At 35.1% G+C, this 22,704-nt stretch carries 19 protein-coding genes, 1 tRNA gene and 1 pseudogene; 8 read left to right on the top strand and 13 right to left on the bottom strand.

What is annotated here, in order from left to right:
* Position 1 precedes the first annotated feature (1 nt).
* Positions 2–748, bottom strand: a complete 747-nt coding sequence (locus QYS49_RS11955) for a DUF2279 domain-containing protein (protein WP_308347519.1) — start codon at positions 746–748, stop codon at positions 2–4.
* Between the two features lie 190 nt (positions 749–938).
* Between QYS49_RS11955 and QYS49_RS11950 the strand changes: the two genes are divergently transcribed.
* The 5 genes from QYS49_RS11950 to paaD all read left to right on the top strand — a co-directional run bounded on the left by QYS49_RS11950 (position 939) and on the right by paaD (position 4,640).
* Complete coding sequence (locus tag QYS49_RS11950) at positions 939–1,526, top strand: TetR/AcrR family transcriptional regulator (protein ID WP_308347518.1); 588 nt, start codon at positions 939–941, stop codon at positions 1,524–1,526.
* A gap of 91 nt (positions 1,527–1,617) precedes the next feature.
* Positions 1,618–2,616 carry a 1,2-phenylacetyl-CoA epoxidase subunit PaaA gene (gene paaA / locus QYS49_RS11945; RefSeq protein WP_308347516.1) on the top strand — a complete coding sequence of 333 codons (999 nt, stop codon included), beginning with the start codon at positions 1,618–1,620 and terminating at the stop codon, positions 2,614–2,616.
* A gap of 87 nt (positions 2,617–2,703) precedes the next feature.
* The gene (locus tag QYS49_RS11940; RefSeq protein ID WP_308347514.1) at positions 2,704–3,345 is read left to right on the top strand and encodes a phenylacetic acid degradation b; all 642 of its coding nucleotides are present in this window, start codon (positions 2,704–2,706) and stop codon (positions 3,343–3,345) included.
* A gap of 3 nt (positions 3,346–3,348) precedes the next feature.
* Complete coding sequence (paaC, locus tag QYS49_RS11935) at positions 3,349–4,104, top strand: 1,2-phenylacetyl-CoA epoxidase subunit PaaC (protein ID WP_308347513.1); 756 nt, start codon at positions 3,349–3,351, stop codon at positions 4,102–4,104.
* A 50-nt stretch (positions 4,105–4,154) separates the two neighbouring features.
* Complete coding sequence (paaD, locus tag QYS49_RS11930) at positions 4,155–4,640, top strand: 1,2-phenylacetyl-CoA epoxidase subunit PaaD (RefSeq protein WP_308347512.1); 486 nt, start codon at positions 4,155–4,157, stop codon at positions 4,638–4,640.
* A gap of 365 nt (positions 4,641–5,005) precedes the next feature.
* Here paaD and QYS49_RS11925 read toward each other — a convergent pair whose 3' ends face one another.
* From QYS49_RS11925 to QYS49_RS11905, 5 genes are all read right to left on the bottom strand, one after another.
* Positions 5,006–5,293, bottom strand: a complete 288-nt coding sequence (locus tag QYS49_RS11925; protein WP_308347510.1) for a type II toxin-antitoxin system RelE/ParE family toxin — start codon at positions 5,291–5,293, stop codon at positions 5,006–5,008.
* Complete coding sequence (locus QYS49_RS11920; protein ID WP_308347509.1) at positions 5,290–5,520, bottom strand: addiction module protein; 231 nt, start codon at positions 5,518–5,520, stop codon at positions 5,290–5,292. The genes QYS49_RS11925 and QYS49_RS11920 overlap by 4 nt, the downstream gene beginning before the upstream one ends.
* Positions 5,521–5,730: 210 nt before the next feature.
* Positions 5,731–6,768: a vWA domain-containing protein gene (locus QYS49_RS11915; protein ID WP_308347507.1), complete on the bottom strand. Its 1,038-nt coding sequence runs from the start codon at positions 6,766–6,768 to the stop codon at positions 5,731–5,733.
* Positions 6,758–7,648: a hypothetical protein gene (locus tag QYS49_RS11910; protein WP_308347506.1), complete on the bottom strand. Its 891-nt coding sequence runs from the start codon at positions 7,646–7,648 to the stop codon at positions 6,758–6,760. Before QYS49_RS11910 ends, QYS49_RS11915 begins: the two co-directional genes overlap by 11 nt.
* Entirely contained in the window at positions 7,645–8,523 is an 879-nt protein-coding gene (locus QYS49_RS11905; RefSeq protein WP_308347505.1) for a DUF58 domain-containing protein, read from the bottom strand. Before QYS49_RS11905 ends, QYS49_RS11910 begins: the two co-directional genes overlap by 4 nt.
* A 63-nt stretch (positions 8,524–8,586) precedes the next feature.
* Here QYS49_RS11905 and QYS49_RS11900 point away from each other — a divergent pair, with 63 nt between their 5' ends.
* The 3 genes and pseudogenes from QYS49_RS11900 (at position 8,587) to QYS49_RS11885 (ending at position 11,677) form a co-directional block, all read left to right on the top strand.
* Entirely contained in the window at positions 8,587–9,027 is a 441-nt protein-coding gene (locus QYS49_RS11900) for a DUF4296 domain-containing protein (protein ID WP_308347504.1), read from the top strand.
* A 15-nt stretch (positions 9,028–9,042) separates the two neighbouring features.
* Positions 9,043–11,440 (top strand): annotated as a pseudogene (locus QYS49_RS11895) (endonuclease MutS2).
* Positions 11,441–11,603: 163 nt separating this feature from the next.
* Positions 11,604–11,677 (top strand) — tRNA-Arg (locus QYS49_RS11885).
* 2,005 nt (positions 11,678–13,682) lie between these two features.
* On the opposite strand, the gene QYS49_RS11880 is transcribed toward QYS49_RS11885, so the two are convergent.
* The 7 genes from QYS49_RS11880 to QYS49_RS11850 all read right to left on the bottom strand — a co-directional run bounded on the left by QYS49_RS11880 (position 13,683) and on the right by QYS49_RS11850 (position 22,377).
* Complete coding sequence (locus tag QYS49_RS11880) at positions 13,683–14,816, bottom strand: glycosyltransferase family 4 protein (protein WP_308347499.1); 1,134 nt, start codon at positions 14,814–14,816, stop codon at positions 13,683–13,685.
* Between the two features lie 278 nt (positions 14,817–15,094).
* Positions 15,095–16,345: a hypothetical protein gene (locus tag QYS49_RS11875; RefSeq protein WP_308347497.1), complete on the bottom strand. Its 1,251-nt coding sequence runs from the start codon at positions 16,343–16,345 to the stop codon at positions 15,095–15,097.
* Positions 16,345–18,198: an asparagine synthase (glutamine-hydrolyzing) gene (gene asnB, locus QYS49_RS11870; RefSeq protein WP_308347496.1), complete on the bottom strand. Its 1,854-nt coding sequence runs from the start codon at positions 18,196–18,198 to the stop codon at positions 16,345–16,347. Before asnB ends, QYS49_RS11875 begins: the two co-directional genes overlap by 1 nt.
* Before the next feature lie 8 nt (positions 18,199–18,206).
* Entirely contained in the window at positions 18,207–19,349 is a 1,143-nt protein-coding gene (locus QYS49_RS11865) for a glycosyltransferase family 4 protein (protein ID WP_308347495.1), read from the bottom strand.
* Complete coding sequence (locus QYS49_RS11860; protein WP_308347493.1) at positions 19,349–20,431, bottom strand: glycosyltransferase family 4 protein; 1,083 nt, start codon at positions 20,429–20,431, stop codon at positions 19,349–19,351. The genes QYS49_RS11865 and QYS49_RS11860 overlap by 1 nt, the downstream gene beginning before the upstream one ends.
* Positions 20,418–21,605 (bottom strand): polysialyltransferase family glycosyltransferase, encoded by a 1,188-nt coding sequence (locus tag QYS49_RS11855; RefSeq protein ID WP_308347491.1) that lies wholly within the window; start codon positions 21,603–21,605, stop codon positions 20,418–20,420. The genes QYS49_RS11860 and QYS49_RS11855 overlap by 14 nt, the downstream gene beginning before the upstream one ends.
* Before the next feature lie 286 nt (positions 21,606–21,891).
* Positions 21,892–22,377, bottom strand: a complete 486-nt coding sequence (locus tag QYS49_RS11850) for a 3-deoxy-D-glycero-D-galacto-nonulopyranosonate 9-phosphatase (protein ID WP_308347490.1) — start codon at positions 22,375–22,377, stop codon at positions 21,892–21,894.
* Between the last annotated feature and the right edge of the window lie 327 nt (positions 22,378–22,704).

The following is a 22,704-nucleotide window of genomic DNA, read 5'->3' as shown; positions in this document are numbered from 1 at the left end:
ATCAATTTATTACTGGAGCCCTCTCTCCTTGAATCCATTTGGGATTCTCAAATTCTGACAACATACCACCAGCACTGTAACCAATTGCCAAATTTAGCCAATCAGGTATTCTTTGATTTGGAATGATTCTATTGAGATTGAAGCTTAGCCAATAAGTTTGGGCATTGTAATCCGTAAATAAGCTTTCTAATGCATTCTCACCCAATACTCGCGGGTTTATTTTTGAGTATGAAGTAGGAAAATATGAAAACTTAAACTTAATAGCTTGCTCATCGGCAAATTTTTGTTGTGTAATAAATAATAAAGTCCCTGCCGTGTTAGCATATACATCTCCCCAAGAAAAACCATATCCTTCATAAAGACCATCAAATATTTCAATGGGCAGCTGGAAAATAAACCCTAAACTACCACCCAAAAAAATAGCTGTATTTTCATTTACACCACTCCATTTCAGCATTTCATAACCGACCCTGCTCTGATGATAAGCAATGTAAGCATGTGCCACTTTATCCATCTGCTTCCAACCTGCATTATCATTATAAAAATGCATAGGAACACGCTCATGATCTTTATACCATACTTCTGATAAATACAAAATACCTGCAGTATATGCAGTAGCCGTTAATCCAGCAGAAATCCCAAGTCTTGTTTTATTTATGGATTGGATCGTATCTTCCTGTTGAGCAGAGACAAAATTGGAAGTAAGAATGAAACAAATTAGTAGTTTATATATACTTCTATTCAACATTTTCTAATTGCTGGATATTTTAAGATGGATTTAAAATAATTATTGATTTGGCTTCAATTAGCTTAATTTATAAATAATTATCAGATTTAAATGAATTGAGATATTCTTTTATGGAAGTTTAAGAAAAATAGACGATAAATTTCTTTGAACTATATTTCCCTAACGAACGTTTGTTTATTATATTTGGAAAATGATTACTAAGACTAAAGTAAATAGAAAGCAGCAAATAATAGAAAAAGCTACTCAACTTTTTCAAAAGCAAGGCTATGCTGCAACTAGTATGCGCGATTTAGCAGGCTATATAGGAATTGAAGCAGCAAGCTTATATTCTCACATAAAATCTAAAGAAGAAATACTGCAAACCATTTGTTTTCAAATGGCAAATGATTTTTTTCAGTCATTAGAAAAAATTGAACTAGAAAAATTAAGTGCAGATGAAAAATTAAAGAAAGCGGTGATCTCTCATGTTAAAGTATTAACGAAAGATAGTGCTGCCAGTGCGGTATTCTTTTCAGAGTGGCGACATTTAAGTGAATCATATCTGAAAGATTTTTTGGCAATGCGCAACAATTACGAAAATAAATTTATACAAATATTAATTGATGGTCATAAGGAAGGCATTTTTAAAAAGATGGATGCAAAATTTACAGTTTTAGCATTACTTTCTTCCATCAACTGGATGCCTTCATGGTATAAACCTGAAGGTAAATTAAGTCCAGAGGAAATAGCTGAGAATGTAACAGATGTTTTCATTAACGGACTGAAAATTAGATCATGAACAATGCCCATTAGGCAACAATACAATCAATTGCAGTAACAACTGACAATTTTTTGTGTTTTAAATTTGGAAATTATAAAAATAAAAAATTATGTACGGAGGCGGACAAGTATTTGAATCTTCATCAGTAAACAATGAATTACTAAAAGATGAAGACCCACAAAAATTAGCTGAATTTGAAGCTCGAATTGAAAGAGGTGAAAAAATTGAACCTAATGATTGGATGCCTAAGCTATATAGAAAGCAGTTGATCAGAATGATTGAACAACATGGTCATTCTGAAATCATTGGCGCTTTGCCTGAAGGAACCTGGATTACCAGAGCTCCTGGTTTCAAAAGGAAATTAGCTTTAATGGCAAAAGTACAGGATGAAGTTGGTCACGCACAGTTATTATATGGTGCTGCCGAAACATTAGGCAAAAGCCGTGAACAAATGATCGAAGATTTAATCACAGGAAAATCTAAATATTCCAACATCTTCAACTATCCTACTTTCACTTGGGCAGATTCATGTTTCATTTCATGGTTAGTAGATGCAGGCGCTATCGTAAACCAATTAGCGAATGCTAGAGGTAGCTATGGTCCATATTGTCGAGCATTAGATAGAATATGTGCTGAGGAATCATTCCACTTAAAATACGGACACCATTGTGTTATTCACTTAGCTACAGGAACCCCAAAGCAAAGAGAAATGATGCAGGAAGCTGTAGATAGATGGTGGCCACCAATGATGCACTTCTTTGGCCCTTCCGATAAAATGTCAACCCACACTCAGATTTTAACTAAGTGGAAAGTGAAAATGGCGACTAATGACGAATGCCGTCAGCAGTTTTTGGATATGTATGTTCCAAAAATTTGGGAATTAGGCTTAACTATTCCAGATGAAAACTTGAAAAAGAATACTGAAACAGGTGAATGGGAATTTACTGAGCCAGATTGGGAAGAATTCAAAAGAGTAATTAATGGTGATGGTCCTTGTAATAAAGAACGTTTAGCTGTTAGAAGAACTGCAGAAGAAAGAGGTGCTTGGGTAAGAAGAGCTTTAACTGCTAAAACAAAAGGTGAAGAATACGTAGCGCCACTAGCTTAATTACGATTTAGGAATTGTTTAATTACGAAACTAGGTAATCAATCAATTCTTAATTATTAATCTTTAATTACTAATTATTAATTAACAATGTCTGATTTTTTAAACTCACTAGATCCTCGGATCAACAGATTAAATATACCTGCTGAATTTGGTACTACATTTCCTTCAAAAGAAAACAAAGATCAGTTTGTGACTTTTGAAGTATTTGTTCAGCCTAAGGAAAACAAGCCTTATCAGCATGAAGGAATAGTGCATGCACCAACCATAGATATGGCATTTTTATTTGCCAAAGAGCAATTCAGCCGAAGAGGAATGAGCTGTTCTGGAGTTTGGGTAGTGAACACTAATAATGTTAAAGTATCTCCTATCACCGAAAATGATGAAGATATTTACGACTTCATTCATGAAGAAATAATGGAAGGAGCTGAAAAAGGAGATTCTGAGAAATATGAGATTTTCCATTTGAAAAAAAGAGGAAAGCAACATGCACATGTGGGCAGTTTAGATGCTACATGCTATGAAGAGGCTCTTTTTAAAGCTAAAAGCCAATTCCAGGAAGAAAAATCAGTTTTAAATATTTGGGTAGCTAAAACTAAGCAATTCATGAAAATTGAAGGTGAAGATTTTGCCGATATATGGGAAACACTTCCTGATAAAAAATACCGTGATGCCATGGATTACAAGGCAACCGATAAAATCAAGAAATTTAAAGCAGAACAAAACGCATAAGCCATGACTGAAGAAGCATTAAAAGATTTATTATATAAAATAGCGGATGATTTATTGATTTTAGGCCATAGAAATTCCGAGTGGACAGGAGTTGGTCCTTTATTGGAAGAAGATATTGCATTCTCATCCATGGCACAGGATAAAGTGGGCCAAAGCTTAGCATTTTATAATCTATTACATGAATTGGGCGAGCAAGATCCTGATACTGTAGCTTTCACAAGAAATGCCGATCAGTTTCATAACAGTCAGTTTGTGGAGTTGCCCATTGGTGAATATGATTTCAGCTTAATTCGCCATTTCTTATTTGACCACGCGGATTACATCAGATTTAGCATGTTAGCAGATTGCCCAATTGAGGAAGTAGCTCAAGTTGCAAGAAAACTGAAAGGTGAAATCAAATATCATGTCATGCATGCTAATACATGGATTAAGCAATTGGCTACAGCTAATGAAGAAGCTCATGAGAGACTTCAAAAGAGTTTAGATGAAGCCTTACCTTATGCTTTAGGTGTGTTTGAACCTTCTAAATTCGAAAATGAAATCATAGAAGCTGGAGTTTATCCTGGAGAAAAAGCTATTGAAGAGCAATGGAAAGAGAATATTGCAATAGTATTAGAGCAAGCGGGCTTAAAATTACCTGATTGGGATACGGTTAAACCTGTTTATGGCGGAAGATACGGCAAACATACAGAGCATCTTCAACCATTGGTAGAAGAGATGAGTGAAGTATTTAGAGTGGATCCATCAGCGGATTGGTGATCAATTGGAGGAATTGTGGAGCTAGAATTTAATTATAAACCATATTTGAAATGACATTAACTGAGGATAAAATTATAGAGTTGTTGAAAGAGGTGAAAGATCCTGAAATCCCTGTTATTTCATTAGTAGATTTAGGCGTTATAACGGGGATTGAAATCGAAAACGATCATGTGACTGTCAATATGACTCCCACATTCATTGGCTGTCCTGCTATGGATTATATGAAGCAGGATGTGGTGGATGTGCTCAATAAAAATGGTATAGATAATCATACGGTCAACTTAAATCTGAAAACCACATGGAGTTCTGATTTAATTTCAGATGAAGGTAAGAAAGCTCTAAAGAAATTTGGGCTTGCTCCTCCCCCTGTTCATAATAATGTCATTGAAGATTTGGACATCATTGAACATGCAGAGTGTCCTAATTGTGACAGCACTAATACTACTTTAAAATCTCCTTTTGGGCCAACGCTTTGTAGGTCATTGCATCATTGCAATAATTGCGGTGAAGCTTTTGAGAGTTTTAAGCCTATATAGGTGTTGAAGTTTTTATGTGGTGAGGTTTGGAAGTGAGTTTTTTGCCTCTTCCTTGTCTTTGTACTTGGAGTTATTCGCCTTGTTGTAGCTCCTCTGATAGGAGTTAAAGGTTAGACCAAAGGAATAGTAATTATAGCGATTTTTAATACCGCATTATATTGCTTTTCGATTTTAAAATATTCCAAGAGCTCTAACCTAATCCATCAAGACATTAGAAATATAAGTCGACTCCCATAGCGCGCGTTGCGAAGCAAAACACGCGCTTAGCACAATAATTCAATTTCCAACAACTCTGTTTTTAAACCAGCATATTCCTTCTGAACTGTATTTAGGGTTGATTTTTCTAAAATTGGTAAGATCTGAGGTCAAACCCATTTCTCAGAGTCTTCCCGAGTACCCAGTACTGCTAACACAATTATATCTTGCTGATTTACAATAAAATGGATGGCGTACGGAAAATGCTTTATTAAAGCTAAACGGGTATTTTTATACCTGACTTGATAATGTAATGGGTTTTGAGTAATTAAATGAATTTTTTCTTCAACCTCATCTAAAAAACGTACACCTAGATTTTCCTGTTTATCTTCGTACCATTGAGACGATTCTAATATATCAAGCTCAGCTTCTGGCCTGACAATTAAGCTATAACTCATAATTTATTACGAATGCGATTTTTAACATCTTCCCAACTTGATCCAGCGGAAGGATTAGCTTGATATGCTGTTAATCTTTCATCTAATACTTTTTTATGCGCTTCACTTAAATCATAGCCATCTTCTTTAAGATCTGCCTGAACCATGGCATACATTAAATTGATCAGACGTTCATCTGCTTTGTTAATGTATTCATGAAGTAATTCTCTAATTTGAGCTGTACCCATAATTAATGTTTAATTTATGTAAAGATAACATTTTCAGTTCCTAATTTAGTTTCATTTATTGATTTTATCCCAAGATATCGGAACTGCTAAACTTCTTCCTTTACTTCTTTGATAGGATTTAAAGGTTAGACCAAAGGGATAGTAATTATAGCGATTTTTAATACCGCATTATATTGCTTTTCGATTTTAAAACAATCCAAGAGCTCTAACCTAATCCACTAAAACATTAGAAATATAAGTCGACTTAGTCAGCATCCACAGAAGGAAAAACACTATCGCCCATTTTAGGTAGACATCATAATAGTCTTTGGTATCCTTATAGCGAGTTTCTTTGATTTCGGCTTTTTCGTATTCATCAATAATGCTGAATACTTCTTCCAAAGCTTGATTATCAGTGGCTCGGTAAAATTTACCTTCTCCAATTTCTGCTATTTGTTTTAAGCCTGTAACATCCATTGAATTTTCAATGTAGCGGGTTCTTCCAAAGAAATCTTTTCCATAAGGTACTTTTCCTTCTTTACCGATTGCAATAGTATAAATTTTAATATCATAAGCATTGGCTAGTTTGGCAGCCGTTTCCGGATCAATATTTCCTGCATTATTATCCCCATCACTCAATAAAATCAAAACTTTAGATTTTGAATCTGATTCTCGCATTCTGTTAGTTCCCACAGCCAAGGCACTTCCAATAGCAGTACCTGAAGCTTCCATCATTTTGAAATCTATATCCGTAATCTGATTTTTTAGCATTTTATAATCCGTAGTTAATGGAGATAAGGAATAAGCTTCCCCACTAAAAATGGTCAACCCTATCCTATCTTGAAATCTACCATCTATGAAATCATTGGCAACTTGCTTAGCAGCCTCCAAGCGATTAGGCGTAAAATCTTGAATCTTCATGGATTCCGAAATATCCAACACTAACATGATATCGATTCCTTCAGTCCACTGCTCAACGCGCTCATTAGTTTGTTGTGGGCGGGCTAAAGCCAGCAACATCAATAATCCTGAAAACAATAAAAGAATTAAGGGAATAAATCGGAGAATAGAAGAAAACTGAAAACCAATTCCTTCCCCTCTGAAAGCAACTGGCACTTTAGGACTAAACCTACTTTTTAACCATTCTACCAATAAGTAAATGATAGGCAAAGCAATCATGGCATAAAAAGCCATAGGAAATTCATATTCAAAAGCTTTAAGCCTTTCAGGGAAAAACCAATCTAAACTAAACCAATTATTACTTTCCATCTGTGATCACTTTAATTCTTTCTTCTAAAATAACATCGGTATAATTCAAGAGGAATTTGAAAGCTTCCGTGGCATTCTCCCTTCCTTTTGAAGAATAAATTGTTCTGTCAATTGACTTTAAATTTTCATACAACTCTTCATTTTGTTGCATTTGATTAATCTCCTTACTGGTCAGCTTAGCATAAGGCGATTTTGAGATAAATTCAGCATGCTTTTTCCAGGTGTAAAGTAGTTTTTCAATTTTCTCCACTGGCATATCACCTACTGAGGATAATTTACTTTCAAATGAAATTCTAAACTTCTTATGGCGTTTGTTCAATCGCCAGATTTGCCATTTTTTTCTAAATTTCTTGCCAAAAATTATAATGACTAGCAGAATAATTATGCCTAAAGCAATCAGGAAAGCAATCAAATAAGGATAATTGAAATCTTTATCTAGTTTAGAGATGGTAGTCTCTGTTTTCATTTGCAAACTATCGCTCACCATTTGGATCTGCTCTTCTAAAAACACAGAATCCAAATCGGCATAGAGTGCAGTACTATCCTTTCCTTGAATAATAAAAACAGGCAACTTTAATTTCTGGACTTTTTCAATTTCGAATGATGTTAAAGTATAAACTACACTATCAAAACTTTGAACACTATCAGTTCTAGTAGGAAAATATTGCTTTCGAGTATATTCGAAAGGAGTATAATCATATAAGGAATCTGGCATTAAAATTTGAAAATCAGCTGGATAGCTCACACTCAAGCTGTATTGCACAGGCTCTCCTATTGCCATACTGTCCTGAAGGAATTGTCCTTTTGGCTCGATTTTTTGCCCGAATAAATTTATAATAAATGCAAGACTGAAAATTAAGCTCAACCCGTATTTCTTCATGCCTTTTTCTTGCTTAAATTCCTGATTTTAAATAGTTTAATTAATTTAGAGGTATAATCTTCCTGCGTATCGATCAGTAAATAATCTGCTTGATTACGTTTGCAAATATCTCTCAATTCGGAAGAATGATCCTTATTTTTTTGTTGAAAATGCCTTTTAAATGACGCACTTGAAGTATTCACCCATCTGGTTTTACCAGTCTCTTTATCTTTTATCGGAACTATGCCCAACATAGGCAAATCAGTTTCCAATTTATCTTTAATATGAATGACAATTAAATCATGTTTACGAGCCAATGCTTTCAAATGATGCTCATAGCCTTCATCCACAAAATCACTAATCAAAAATATAACACTTCTTCTTTTAACCAATCCCAATAAATAGGAAAGACCTTTATCTAAACTTGTTTTTAAGGACTTTGGAGTTAAATCAAATAGTTTAGAAATAGCATAATATCCATGTTTTTGTCCTTTACCAGGTTTTATGTATAATTCTCTTTGGTCGGAATAGCCCACCATGCCAACCTGACTCCCTTCTTTTAAGGCAGAGATACACAAAACACCCGTAATCTCTTTGGCTATATCGGATTTCTGCTTGCCTTCCAGACCAATTTCCTGAGATGCACTCACATCCACCAAAAAATAAACATTTTGTTCTTTATCTTCCTTAAAGGTCTTAACAAAGGTGCCATGTCCTTTGGCCGAAACATTCCAATCGATGGTTCGCACATCATCTCCGTATTGATATGGGCGCACATCATCAAATTCCAAACCTGAACCTTTAAATACAGAATGAAAATCACCCTGCATTTGATTGTTAACAGCTTTTCGAATTTTTATTTCATATTTTCGAAGCTTTTTAAAGAGCTCCCTCATAATAGGTCTTTTAAATTGTTAATTTTGCATTGCATAAAACACAAACGAAAAAGATAACGATAATTGTCATTATCAGTTTACAAAAATATAATTGGCAACGAATTTGATGAAGCCAATTGTAATATTAATATAAAAATGAGAAAACTTATCTACATCATCGCAATATTAACAATAGTTTCCTGTAGTGGAAAAGAAGATAGACCTAAAGGCGTCATCTCTCATGAAAAAATGGCCTTAATTTTATCAGATATTTATCTGGCTGAATATAAAGCGACTCATATTGATTTAAAAAACGACTCAGCTAAAGAAGTTTTACGTCATTATGAATTGAAAATTTTTGAAGATCATAATACAAATGATTCCATTTACAAAGAAAGTTTTAAGTATTATTTAGAAAACCCTGACCAATTAGAAACCATATACGATATCGTTATTGATACGGTCAGTTTGCGTGAGCAAGTATTAAATGAGAATAAAAAGAGAGATAAATTCGATAGACAATAAAGCCTACCTTATTTTATGATTTTACCGCAGGATTTTGAGCAAAGGATTGGATTCGATAGAGTAAGAGAACTAATTTCTGCTGAGTGTAGTAGCAACTTAGGTCAAGCAATCGTAGAGAAAATGGGCTTTATTCGAAAATTCGAAAAGCTTGAACCCTTATTATTGCAAACCCATGAGTTTGTCAAGATATTTCAATCTGGAGAATACTTCCCTTCAGGAAACTTTATTGACGTCAGCCATTTCATCAAAAGAGCAAAAGTAGATGGTACCTTTTTTACAGAAGAGGAGTTTTTCGATTTAAAATTAAGCCTTAAAACCATATTAGATTGTATTTCTTTCTTTGATAAATTTGAGGAAGATTATCCAAATTTATTCAACTTAAGAAAAGCTGTAAATCTGGAACCTACTTTATACAAAGCCATTGATGCTAAAATAGATGAAAGAGGCGCCTTAAGAAATAATGCCAGCCCCGCCTTACAGCAAATTAGAAGTGATATTTTCAAAGCTCAAGCTCAATTAAGAAGGCAGGTAGAGAAAATTTATAAACAAGCCTCTGCTAATAAATATACACCAGAAGATGCTTCCATTACAGTTCGCGATGGAAGGATTGTCATACCCGTTCTAGCAGAGTATAAGAAAAGAGTCAAAGGATTTATCCATGATCAGTCTGGCACAGGTCAGACGGTTTATATAGAGCCCACAGAAGCCCTAGAATTAAATAATGAGGTAAGGGAACTACAATATGCCGAACGCAGAGAAATCGTTAAAATCTTGACGCAATTGACTGCCTTAGTGAAGCCTGAATTGGAAAACCTAGAAAAGGCCTATCGTTTTTTAGCCATAGTGGATTTCATAAGAGCCAAAGCACGATTTGCTCAAAAAATTGGAGCTGTATTGCCACAGTTAGAAAATTCCAGAATAATTGAATATAGAAATGCTGAGCATCCTCTTTTAAAATTAAGCTTAGCAGAACAAAATAAAAAAGTTATCCCGCTCTCCATTCAGTTGAAAGGTGACAAAAGAATATTGATTATTTCAGGACCTAATGCCGGTGGTAAATCCGTAGCGCTGAAAACCGTTGGGCTTTTGCAATTTATGTTGCAGTGTGGTTTATTGATTCCAGTTCATCCGGATAGTAAATGTGGAATGTTTTCAAATCTATTTATTGATATAGGGGATCAGCAAAGTATTGAAAATGATTTGAGTACTTACAGTTCTCATCTTCAAAACATGAAGAATTTTTTACTGAATTCGAATAAACAAACCTTATTTTTAATAGATGAATTTGGAACCGGAACTGAACCTAGGTTTGGTGGAGCCATTGCAGAATCTATTTTGGAGGAATTGTATAGCCAAAAAGCTTTTGGAGTCATTACCACTCATTACGACAACATTAAAAACTTTGCTGTAAAAAACCAGAATGTCATCAATGGAGCCATGAAATTTGATGAGCGTAATCTGGAACCGCTTTATGAATTGGAAATTGGCAAGCCGGGTAGTTCCTTTGCCATAGAAGTGGCTGAAAAAATGGGCATCCCTCCTGCTATTTTGAATAAAGCCAAAGGAAAAATTGGTACTGAACGAGTGAATTACGACAAGCTTTTAAATCAATTAGGGAAGGAAAAAAGAGAACTAGAGGGTAAAATCAAAGAAATTCAAAAGAGAGAAGGTCACTTGGAAAAAAGTGCTCAGGATTATGACGAGCTCAATGAATTTCTGAAATCCCAAAAGAAGCAGATCATCATAGAGGCTAAGCAAGAAGCGAAATCCATTATTAAGGAAGCCAATAAGAGAGTAGAGCAAGCGATCAGGGAAATAAAAGAATCGCAAGCAGAAAAAGAGCGGACTAAGAAAGCCCGTAAACAGCTCACAGATTACGATCAAAAGATGGAGCCTGCTTGTCGAGAACAAACCCGCTAAACCTTCAAAACCAGTTTTTAAAACAGCGGAAGGTGATATCAAAGTGGGTGATTATGTCAAAATAAAAGGACAGGATACGATTGGTGAAGTTTTAGCATTAGGACAAAAAGAAGCTGAAATCATGTTGGGAGAATTGAAATCCAAAATAAAGCTAAACCGATTGGAAAGAATGTCTAAGACAGCCATCAAAAAAGAGAAAAAGAAGAGTTTCTCTGGCACTTCTACTGGTATGGTGGAACGCAGCACTAATTTCAATCATCAGATAGATGTTAGGGGAATGCGTGCAGAAGAAGCCATTCAGGCAGTGGATAGATTCATTGATGACGCTATGGTATTAGGCTATAATGAAGTCAGTATATTGCATGGTCGAGGCGATGGAATCCTAAGAAGATTTATCCGAGATTACTTAAGGCAGTATAATTATGTGAAGTCATTAAAAAACGAACACGAAGAAAGAGGTGGTGATGGGATTACTTTGGTGGGCTTAGCTTAAAATTTTCTTTCAATTAAGTTATTCATTCACAGCCTCTAATAAATATTAAAAATATTTTTATAAGAATTCATGAGAAAAGCTTTGTATAAAAAAATAGAAATGCTTTTCTTTGCACTCGCTTAAGGGAAAAGCGGTGAATTTTCCTAAACGAATATATAAAAATGGTCCGTTAGCTCAGCTGGATAGAGCAACTGCCTTCTAAGCAGTAGGTCTCAGGTTCGAATCCTGAACGGATCACGTTTCAAAGCCTATTCAAACATTTTGGATAGGCTTTTTTATTGCTTTTTTTCCGTTAGCTCAGATGGATAGAGCATCCCGACTTGCAAAGGCGGGAAGGTATCTGGCTCAAACCCTGAACGGATCACTACTACAAAGCCTATTCAAACATTTTGGATAGGCTTTTTTATTGCAAATTTTTTCCGTTAGCTCAAATGGATAGAGCATCCCGACTTGCAAAGGCGGGAAGGTATCTGGCTCAAACCCTGAACGGATCACTACTACAAAGCCTATTCAAACATTTTGGATAGGCTTTTTTATTGCTTTTTTTTCCGTTAGCTCAGATGGATAGAGCATCCCGACTTGCAAAGGCGGGAAGGTATCTGGCTCAAACCCTGAACGGATCACTACTACAAAGCCTATTTAAACATTTTGGATAGGCTTTTTTATTGCAATTTTTTTCCGTTAGCTCAGATTGATAGAGCATCCCGACTTGCAAAGGCGGGAAGGTATCTGGCTCAAACCCTGAACGGATCACTACTACAAAGCCTATTCAAACATTTTGGATAGGCTTTTTTATTGTATTTTTTTCCGTTAGCTCAAATGGATAGAGCATCCCGACTTGCAAAGGCGGGAAGGTATCTTGCTCAAGCCCTGAACGGATCACTACTACAAAGCCTATTCAAACATTTTGTATAGGCTTTTTTATTGCAAATTTTTTCCGTTAGCTCAAATGGATAGAGCATCCCGACTTGCAAAGGCGGGAAGGTATCTGGCTCAAACCTTGAACGGATCACTACTACAAAGCCTATTCAAACATTTTGGATAGGCTTTTTTATTGTATTTTTTTCCGTTAGCTCAAATGGATAGAGCATCCCGACTTGCAAAGGCGGGAAGGTATCTGGCCCAAACCCTGAACGGATCACTACTACAAAGCCTATTTAAACATTTTGGATAGGCTTTTTTTATTGTATTTTTTTTCCGTTAGCTCAGATGGATAGAGCATCCCGACTTGCAAAGGCGGGAAGGTATCTGGCTCAAACCCTGAACGGATCACTACTACAAAGCCTATTTAAACATTTTGGATAGGCTTTTTTATTGCAATTTTTTTCCGTTAGCTCAGATTGATAGAGCATCCCGACTTGCAAAGGCGGGAAGGTATCTGGCTCAAACCCTGAACGGATCACTACTACAAAGCCTATTCAAACATTTTGGATAGGCTTTTTTATTGCTTTTTTTTTCCGTTAGCTCAGATGGATAGAGCATCCCGACTTGCAAAGGCGGGAAGGCATCTGGCTCAAACCCTGAACGGATCACTTCTACAAAGCCTATTCAAACATTTTGGATAGGCTTTTTTATTGCAAATTTTTTCCGTTAGCTCAAATGGATAGAGCATCCCGACTTGCAAAGGCGGGAAGGTATCTGGCTCAAACCCTGAACGGATCACGTTTCAAAGCAAAAAAGCCCTTTAATTAAGCTTAAAGGGCTTTTTTTATGTTAAAATTTTGCTCATTAACTCCGATGCATAGAGCATTGGATGTGCTAGTATCGGTCAGAAGCTATGAATCTTGGATAAAATTTTCAGTAAATGGGGACAATTCAGCATTTCAATTAATCTGAAAAAACGTCAGACCGAATTTCCTTCTCTTAGATTATGGTACAACCAGCCTAGCCCTCCTTTTTTAAGGATGGGAGCTGCTTTGAGTACTTTGGGAATATTTTGCACACCCTATCGCCCAATGTCGTTAAGTTAAGCTTTTATTAAGCCTCCAGCCAAAGGCTGGCAGGCAAATCCTTTAATCCTTCTCCTATTGGAGAAGAGAAATTATCTTAACTTAACGACATTGCCCTATCGCCTGCGTCCCGCTGGCGATTTTTACTAGGTGCCTCTGGCACGGGATATCAGCTAGTTTTAGGAGTATAAAGTGGCATTTCATAGCTAAAATCCGCCTGAGGCGGCAGTAATTTCCACCAGTCGGAAGCAGGCGGAAGGGCTGCTTTTGTCTGGGAATGGGGATGATTTACTCTATTCTATCCCCATAAACTCAAACAAATGCTCATTTACTTTATTAACATCATATTTCTCTGTGGCAAGTCGGTAGCTCTCCTCCCCTTTCTTTTCTATTAAAGCTGGGTCTTCTATAAAGAATTTCATGGCTTTTACCAATGATGCTGCATCTTTTACTGGAATTAAATAGCCATTTTTATCTCCATCAATTGTTTCTCTGCAACCTGGGTTATCGGTAGTGATGATGGGTTTAGCCATGGCTAAGGATTCTAATATAGTTCTTGGTGTTCCTTCTCTGTAATAAGACGGCAAAACAAATACAGAACATTCTGCCAAATACTTTCGCACATCAGATTGAAAGCCTAAATATTCTATTATACCTTCTTCATGCAATTCATTCAGCTCCTTTTCTTCCAGTGAATCTGGATTGCCTTCATCGGTCATGCCTATGAGTTGAAAAATAACTTCAGGATAATCTTTCTTGATAATTTTCGCTGCGGCTAAGTATTCATTTACGCCCTTTGCTCCTATTAAACGGGCTGTTAATAAAAATTTAATAGGGCTGACTTGTGGTTTTGCTTTGGGATAATGATTTAAATCCACTCCTGAACCGGCTGTTATGGTTTGCTTAGCTTGTGATTTAAGCAAATTATGTTGCTTGAAAAACTGTTGATCATCTGGGTTTTGAAAGGCGATAAAAGGTAGTTTTGAAAAGGCTTTTTTATAAAGCTTAAAAATCACCGAGCGGACTAATTTTCTTTTAAAAGTATCGGCTTCCATGCCGACATAACCAAGTCCGGTGATCCAAGCCAATACTTTGGCGTTTTTAAGGCTTTTTGCTGCCCAGCTGCCATAAATATTGGGCTTTATGGTGTAAGTGATGACTACCTCCGGCTGAAGCTCCTTAAATAGCATTTTAAGAAATTGAAGTGTTTTATAATCTTGGAGGGGATTAAAGCCTGTTCTGCCTAAGGGGACTTGTATAAATTCTACATCCAGTTCTGCCAAAGTTTGTTCGGTGGCTTCATCATTGCCTGGGGCTAGAGCAATGACTTTATAACCTTTTGCTTGGAGAGCGGTGAGTAAAGGTTTACGGAAGTTGATGACAGATGGCAGGTAGCTACCGAAGACAATGGCTGTGGGTTTTTGCATGGGGCAAAGTTAACCGCGAAGACGCTAAGACGCAAGGTTTATTCAGCTAAAGCTGAAAGGTGTTAACCACGGAGTTACACGGAGGATTTCACAACATGTCCCGACAAATCGGGAAAGGGCACTAAGTAAATATCAGCTAAAGCTGAAAGAAATTTAACCACTGAGTTGCACTGAGGATTACACAAAGGACACTAATAATTAAAACAATCGGCCCCAATTATTAATTATCCAATCACTAATTAATAATTAAACCCCTTTGCGTCTCTCCGTCTCCCGACTTACTGTGCGGGACAGGTATTGCGGTTAATCTCAGCTTGCTTTCTTTTTCTCCATAAAAACTGTTGATAGGCTCTTTTGACTTTATCATCATAAGCAAATGCCATGAGGAAGAGGAAAGGAAAGATAATCGCACGGTGGCGGGCTATAATACCAATATTATTTTCAAATAGACCAATTGTTACCACATAAAGACCCACAAAAGCCAATGTAAATGTTGATAGTCTATGCCTTAAACCATTTCTAATAAATTGAAAAACTGATTTCCTTTTAACCAATAATAAAATCACGACAAAGTTAATTTCAATTGTTGAGGCTAAAGATAAGATATTATTCGTTTCCCATATAAATGGGCGAAATAGGACATCGACTATACCACGTGGAATCGAAGATATACCACCTTGTTTTTCATCCAATGCACCTGAACCATAATCAGTATTTACTAAGGTTTCCTGTTGTAATTCAGTAAGCTCTTCATTGCTAAAATCACTAACACCCCACTCTTCACGTAAATAATTTAATAGAAAAACGATTGCAAATAAGCCTAAGCCAATTTTAAAAAACTTCATTAAAAATTTATCAGTTGTATTTAAAATAAAAAAGGAGCCAAAAGCCAAAATTGAAATATAAGCAACTGGAGGTCTAAAGGCATACATGACAAAAATACCAAATGCCACATAAAAATAATTGATTTTAGTGTTAGTTATCCCTAAGCATACAAGCCCCATACCTAAAAACATCCAGGAATCTTTCCCAATCGTAGAAGTCCAAAACCATAAAGCAGGAAATAAAAAGACAACCAACATCATCATCTTCCTATCTAAAAATACATAATTTTTCACAAAAGCCTTATACAACAAAACTAACCCTATGAAACAGGAAAGACTGAAAAGTAAATAAATACCAAAAGTCGAATTAAAAGTTAATATTAAAAATAATGCTGCTGGATATGCTACAAAATTGGTATAGAAAAACTGACCGGTACGCCAAAGCTTTTCATCATAGAAAGGAGAAAAGTCACCTCTTAAAAAATATTCAGCAAATTCTAAAGCATAATTATCATATATAAATGCATCAACTGAACCATCACTTAACTGAAAGGCATAAAAGATATAAGCTGATGTACCCAAAATTCGTAGTACTATGCCATAATTATAGTAAGTATTTAATTTTGAATTCAGTTTTACATGCTTTGGTCTTACCCAATAACTTATTAAAAAAAGAATTATAATTGATATTAATATCCCAAACATTAATTCTCCCTTTCTTTAAACCACAGATATAAAATTAATACAGAATATCTCAAATAATCTAAGTTAAACGATTTATATCTTTCACTTTCAAATAAATTAGTAACAAAATCTACTTTTAAATAATTGTAAAAAGGACTTTGACTATCAGCTTTCATTTGATTTATCAGCGGTTGAAACTCTTTTGACAGCCACGATTTTAAAGGGATTTCAAAGCCTCTCTTTTTTCCATGAATAACCTCATAAGGTAGAAATTCACCATATAATTCCTTTAAAATATACTTTGTATTTTTACCCTTCACCTTAAAATTAGCAGGTAATAGAGATGATTTTTCGAACAGTATATTATCCAAAAATGGGGATCTGCCTTCTATAGAAGCTGATGAGGTAGCCATATCCATTTTAACTAATAAGCCATTCAGTAAATTAAAGTTTCTATCATAGTGCATCACCTGATCTAAAAACGCTGCATCCTCACCTAAATTAAAATTACTGATAATATCTTGAGTACTAAATTTAGCCGTGTCAAAATTAAAGATATGTTTTTTATCTTGATCTAAAAGCATATCTGTTGTTAGGGCAATACTTTGTTCTTCTGCTTTTAAACCCGTATTTTTCAAAGTCCGCTGCAAAAACCCTAACATACTTCTTCGTTTAGGGTTCAATTGATTTAGTAAAATATTAAAGCCTGACAGATTTGGAATATTGTTGAGTTTAGACGCTAAAATATATCTTCTGTAGCCCGCAAATTGTTCATCTCCGCCATCCCCATTCAATACTACCTTAACGTAGTTACTCGCTAATTTGGAAATCTCAACACTTGGGATAGCACTTGGATCAGCAAAAGGTTGATCATAAATAGCATTAATGTTCATTAAGCTTTCCAGTGGATCATATTCTAACGGCAAGATCTCGTTTTCCAAGCCTAAATGATGAGCAGTCTTAGTCGCTATGTCGGTTTCATCAAACTCTTTATGCTCAGGAAAACCTATGGTAAAGGTTTTTAAATTAGTATTCAATTCCTTGGCTGCCAAATAGGCTATAATACTGCTGTCAAGACCTCCCGATAAAAATAATCCCATTGGAACATCACTATTCAGCCTTAAGTTTACACTTTCTTTTAATTCTGAATGAATAAGTTCTTTTGCCTCATCAAAATCAATTTTTAGCTTTGGTTGATAATTATATTTCCAATATTGCTCAATTTCAATTGTTTCTTTATCAAAAGTTAAATGATGCCCAGGCATTAAAGCCTTAATTTCATTATAAATTGTGATGGGTTGAGGTATGTTGGCAAAAGACAAATAATGATAGATAGCCTCTTCATTTACTGTAAGTTCTATCCCTGCAGAATCACAGATTTTCTCCAGCCCTTTGATTTCAGAGGAAAATGCAAATATTTTACCCGGTATAAAAATATAGTATAAAGGCTTTACTCCAATCCTATCCCGAAACAAATGAAGGATTTGTTCTTCTCTTTCAAAATAAGCAAATGCAAACATGCCTCGGAACTGATTTATATTTTCTAAATCATCTTCTAAGGAATGAACAATTACCTCTGTATCACTTACAGATTGAAAATCATGGCCTTTATCCTTTAAGGAGTTAATAAGAGACTTATAATTATAAATTTCACCATTAAAAAGAACCGCTTTTGACTGATCTTCATTAAAAACTGGCTGTTGTCCACCTGCTAAATCAATGATTGACAAACGCCTCATTCCCAAATAGAAATCATTTTCAATTAAGTAACCCGCTTCATCAGGTCCCCTATGATAAATGCTATCCACTAAAGAGGTGAAATCTTGATTAGTAATATTATTTTTCGGAAGCCAAGCTCCTAATATTCCACACATATCAAAAATTAATTTTTAATTACCTCTTGATAAAACTTGATCATCTCATTGATCATTCTATCCAATTGAAAATAGGTTAGCATTCGATCTTCTGCAGCTTTAATCGCATTATCTAATTTATGAGGCTCTTCAAGCATTAGTTTTATTTTTTTAGCATATTCCTCAACATTAAATGGCTTTGCTAAAAATTCATGATATTCTTTAGGTAAAACTTCATTACCAGCAGGGACATCAAAGGCTGCAATTGGAGTATTTTGATTAATGGCTTCTAAAAATACCACCCCAAATCCTTCTGCTATAGAAGGTGTTAATACCACATCTGAATGATACATGAAATTCTGAACCTGATCACTAAATCCTAAAAATGACACATTCTCTTCCAGTCCTAATTTAGCAGTATATGCTTTAAGTTCTTCTTCAAGCTCTCCTATGCCAATTACCAATAATTGTATTTCAGGAAAGTCCTTTTTTATGATAGTTAATGACTCCAAAGCATATCGATGCCCTTTAAAACCAACCAAACGACCTGCTATGACCAATTGATGCTTTGCAAACCTATATTTATCCCTATTATCGTCTGGGATAAAATCTTTCATTTCAAAACCATAATGAATTCTGTCTAATTTTTCTGATTTTGATATTCCTGTATTGATAAATAGGTCTCTTAATCCATCTGATATAGCAAAACTTTTGTTTGCAACAGATTCAGAAAATTTATTTATTCGCCAATATAAATCCTTTCTTTTGTAGGAAGGGTCAAATCCAAATCGATTATTATAATCCTCTTCATAGCCATGTTTAGTGGAGATCAATTTCATTTTAGGCAATAAAAATTTCTTCACCACTGCTCCATATAAGTCAGCATGTATTAAATGAGTATGCACTAAATCGTATTCACCATTTTTAATAATATTTTTGATCTGGAAAAATTGAGAGGGTCTTGGAATATTGGTGATTTTCACCTGATAAACATTGACACCCAAATCATTTAATTGTTGAACAAATGGAGAATCTTTCCCTAATTGGTGATCCGTGTATAATCGAAGAAATTCAACTTCGGTTCCCGCTTTTAAAAGAGCTGGAATTGTTCTAAGTTGAAATTGCTCCGCTCCAAAAATTCCGCCTTCTTTTTGTATAAAAAGTATTTTCATTAATTCAATTTTGAATAAAGTAATGCTGCATTATTAAAATTAGTGAAATTATTTACTGCAGCTTCTCTGGATTGCTCTTTATAATAGTTAAGTTTCTCATCTGAGCTTAGCAAGGCATTAAACTTACTCACTAAATCTGCATTATTATTTTTAAACAAAAAACCCCCTGTGGTTTCAAAAATCACATTATTAATTCCTTCTACATCCGATGCTAAAATGGGTAATCCGCAAGCCTGAGCCTCCATAATAGAATAACAAATCGTTTCTCCTTCTGAAGCGTGAATATAAGCATCCAATGAATGATAAAAAGACAATAATTCATTTCTAGTTAGTAAGCCTGTAAACTCAACTTGCTCGTCTAAATGTAACTTGCTAACCAACTCTTTTATTTCCTTTTCTTTTGGACCGATGCCCGCAATTTTAAAGTTTACTTTTAAATCTTGGTCTCTAAGTTTTGCCAAAGTTTCTACTATTAAATCATGTCTTTTACCTTGAATAAGCCTAGCTGTAATACCTATAGTGAAAACATCGTTTTTTGGTTTTTCTTCAGGCGGCTGAAAGAAATTGATATCAACGGTTTTTGGGATGATATGAGAGTTTTTGCCAAAGCTTAATAATGGAAAAACACTTTTATTTTGCTCAAAATGGCCTGTATAAAAGTAAATCATTTTATAGGCAAATAAATGATTGATTAAAGTAAAAACTTTTTCTATCAATGTTTTGTATGCCAAGGTGGTATGGTCAAAAGCAATCAATCTCCATCTCATGAAAAGACCAAATAAGGTCAATAGACTTAAACTAAATGTATGTAAAAGCAAGTATTGAATTTGATGTTGTTGCTGAAAAGCCATAACTGTCTTTAAAGCCTTAAAATCAATTTTTGATTGTTTTTGCTGATATTTAAACTGGATTTTGTTATCAATACAAAAATCTTCTAACTCTTGATTTAAAGGTTCTATTCCATAAAAAAAAGCAAAATGTTCAAATTGCTTTTCCTGATCGCTGTTGACAAAGTTCATGAAGTAAGTCCCCAATCCGCCTTGTCCTGAGTAAAGAATATGTAAGATTTTAGTTTTCTGCATTCAATATTTCAGCCAAAAGCTCCAAAGATATGGCTTCTTTGCTGTAAAAGAAACGATTGATCAATTTGTCCTGCTCCAATTTACCTTTGTTAAAATTCAAATCATCTACCGAAAATTGATGAAAAGCTAAGATTTTCACTTGTTCGATATCCTCCAAAGCCTCCTGTAAACCGGAATAGAAAATATTGAATAAAATAGTCGGTTTCCAATAAACTGCGGGAATCACCATAGTAGAGTAAAAACCAAAACAGCCCTTAGCAGATTGCACATAGCGATTGAAATTTTCTACTTTTCGTATATAAATGATATTATCATCTTGAGGTAACCAATCAGAATTAAATGATTCGGGATGCAATTTGATATAAAGTTTAGCATTTTGCTGTAAACAAAACTCATTCAGTTTTAAGTAAAATTGAATCATATTTTCTTTGCTAACCGTCTCCTCTCCAAAGCTGTTTTCTGCAAAAGCCTGATCTATATGCAAATAAAAGTCCTCCTGAATTAAATCATTTTCTTCTTTTAAATATTGCGTCAACTCAGGACTCCCAATATATTGAATCCGCTCTTCTCCTATTTTATCCACTTCTTTATGGATAGTCGCATTAAAAGGTGAAAAGCAAATATATTGATTAGGTTTTTTGGCTTCAAAAGACAAATGCTTAGCCGCCCAATAAGGACCAACCTTTTGTGATGCTTTTATAAATAAAGTGATGGGTAAAAGGATTAGCTTTTGAATTCCACTTAAAGAATTATTGATCCATTGAAAACTGCTGAAACCACTACTACTTTTTGCCTGATTACTTTGGGCTGCTAGTTCTTTCTTTTGCCAGATTTTTTCACGGGTTCGATAGTCTTTGTAATTGGTATAAATTCCGTGTTGAAGGATATAGGTAGAGATTTTATGCTTTTTTGCATTGATATTTAAGGCGATATTTAGTCCGCTGTCAATGGACATAAATACTAGTTTATCGGCTTGAATTTGCGCTAATAAATCCTGGGCTGAACTGTAATCTGACCAGTGGATGGTTTGAGCAAAATCTTGAACATAGGTTTCTTTTTCTTCATCGGGAGAGATGCCTGAGAGAAATATAAATTCAAATTGATTGGATAGTGCTTTGAAAGGGAGAATCCAGTCTTCTCTGTGGGTGGGCCATATGGCTAATATCCTTTTCATGGCATAGATCCAATAATGGAACCGCAAAGACGCAGAGGGGCAAAAACTAACCGCAAAGGCGCAGAGACGCTAAGAAAAAATAAGGAATTGATTTTAAGTGTTTGCATTGAAAAAATTTGAATTCTATAAATACTTGATGTTCATGTTAAATTTATAATGAACCGCAGAGACGCGGAGACGCTAAGAAATAAAAAGAGACTGATTTTAATTGTTTCTATAAATATTTAAGTAATAATTGATACTGAATTTAAAAATAAAAAAACTTTGCGCCTTAGCGTCTTCGCGGTTATAATAAATCTTCGATATCCATTTCTTTCGAGATAATCCACTCAACGAACTCTCTAAACGATCCTTCTCCCCCTTTTTTAGTGGTTACATAATCCACATGCTTTTGAATGTAATCAGGGGCATTACCTGGAGCTGAAGAGATTCCTGCCGCTTTTAATAGCTGTAGATCTCCTATGTCATCTCCTATGTAGGCTACTTCCTCCAAGCTGATTCCTAATTCATCACAAAGCTTTTGGGCAACGGGCAATTTATCGCTTATGCCCATGAAAAGATGTTTGATTTTGAGTTTATCGGCTCGCCTTTGGACTATTTGGGTGTCTTCACCAGTGATGATGCCGATTTCAATATTAAGCTTGCGGGCGAAAAGTACGCCTGCCGAATCGGAAGTATTGAATTTTTTCCATTCGTTGCCTGACTGGTCGTAGTACATCCCGCCATCGGTCCATACTCCGTCTATGTCTGTTAGTATTAATTTCGGTAGCATAATAGTTAACCGCAAACTGCGCACAAGTTTCACGCAAGGAGCGCAAAGGTTGAAACGCAAAGAACGCTAAGTCTTTATAAATTATTTACAACTCGATGAATTTCGTTTTTTAGGATTTTAGAATCAAACTTTAAATGATTTCTGCAAATCTCAGTACAAGATATTTTAAGCAAAGCTTAAAAAGTTTAGATTCCTGCCTTCACAGGAATGACGCTCGGAACAAATTGTGTCGAGTTTAAGTAAAGATAATTCAATTAATAATAATAGTATTTCATAATTTGTTTTACCTGCTAAACTCGATTAGAACGTCATTCCCCTGTAGAGGGG

This window comes from Marivirga salinae, from assembly GCF_030503855.1.
GTDB lineage: Bacteria > Bacteroidota > Bacteroidia > Cytophagales > Cyclobacteriaceae > Marivirga > Marivirga salinarum.
Note: the sequence above shows the minus strand (reverse complement) of the source record. Positions and strands in the feature narration are given on the sequence as shown.

Bases quoted from the DNA above. Each gene is read 5' to 3' on its own strand.
- QYS49_RS11855 (WP_308347491.1), bottom strand. From the start codon at position 21,605: ATGAAAAGGATATTAGCCATATGGCCCACCCACAGAGAAGACTGGATT.
- QYS49_RS11905 (WP_308347505.1), bottom strand. From the start codon at position 8,523: ATGAGGGAGCTCTTTAAAAAGCTTCGAAAATATGAAATAAAAATTCGA.
- paaA (WP_308347516.1), top strand. From the start codon at position 1,618: ATGTACGGAGGCGGACAAGTATTTGAATCTTCATCAGTAAACAATGAA.
- QYS49_RS11850 (WP_308347490.1), bottom strand. From the start codon at position 22,377: ATGCTACCGAAATTAATACTAACAGACATAGACGGAGTATGGACCGAT.
- QYS49_RS11955 (WP_308347519.1), bottom strand. From the start codon at position 748: ATGTTGAATAGAAGTATATATAAACTACTAATTTGTTTCATTCTTACT.
- paaC (WP_308347513.1), top strand. From the start codon at position 3,349: ATGACTGAAGAAGCATTAAAAGATTTATTATATAAAATAGCGGATGAT.
- QYS49_RS11925 (WP_308347510.1), bottom strand. From the start codon at position 5,293: ATGAGTTATAGCTTAATTGTCAGGCCAGAAGCTGAGCTTGATATATTA.
- paaD (WP_308347512.1), top strand. From the start codon at position 4,155: ATGACATTAACTGAGGATAAAATTATAGAGTTGTTGAAAGAGGTGAAA.
- asnB (WP_308347496.1), bottom strand. From the start codon at position 18,198: ATGTGTGGAATATTAGGAGCTTGGCTTCCGAAAAATAATATTACTAAT.
- QYS49_RS11875 (WP_308347497.1), bottom strand. From the start codon at position 16,345: ATGTTTGGGATATTAATATCAATTATAATTCTTTTTTTAATAAGTTAT.
- QYS49_RS11950 (WP_308347518.1), top strand. From the start codon at position 939: ATGATTACTAAGACTAAAGTAAATAGAAAGCAGCAAATAATAGAAAAA.
- QYS49_RS11915 (WP_308347507.1), bottom strand. From the start codon at position 6,768: ATGGAAAGTAATAATTGGTTTAGTTTAGATTGGTTTTTCCCTGAAAGG.
- QYS49_RS11880 (WP_308347499.1), bottom strand. From the start codon at position 14,816: ATGCAAAAACCCACAGCCATTGTCTTCGGTAGCTACCTGCCATCTGTC.
- QYS49_RS11910 (WP_308347506.1), bottom strand. From the start codon at position 7,648: ATGAAGAAATACGGGTTGAGCTTAATTTTCAGTCTTGCATTTATTATA.
- QYS49_RS11860 (WP_308347493.1), bottom strand. From the start codon at position 20,431: ATGCAGAAAACTAAAATCTTACATATTCTTTACTCAGGACAAGGCGGA.
- QYS49_RS11920 (WP_308347509.1), bottom strand. From the start codon at position 5,520: ATGGGTACAGCTCAAATTAGAGAATTACTTCATGAATACATTAACAAA.
- QYS49_RS11940 (WP_308347514.1), top strand. From the start codon at position 2,704: ATGTCTGATTTTTTAAACTCACTAGATCCTCGGATCAACAGATTAAAT.
- QYS49_RS11865 (WP_308347495.1), bottom strand. From the start codon at position 19,349: ATGAAAATACTTTTTATACAAAAAGAAGGCGGAATTTTTGGAGCGGAG.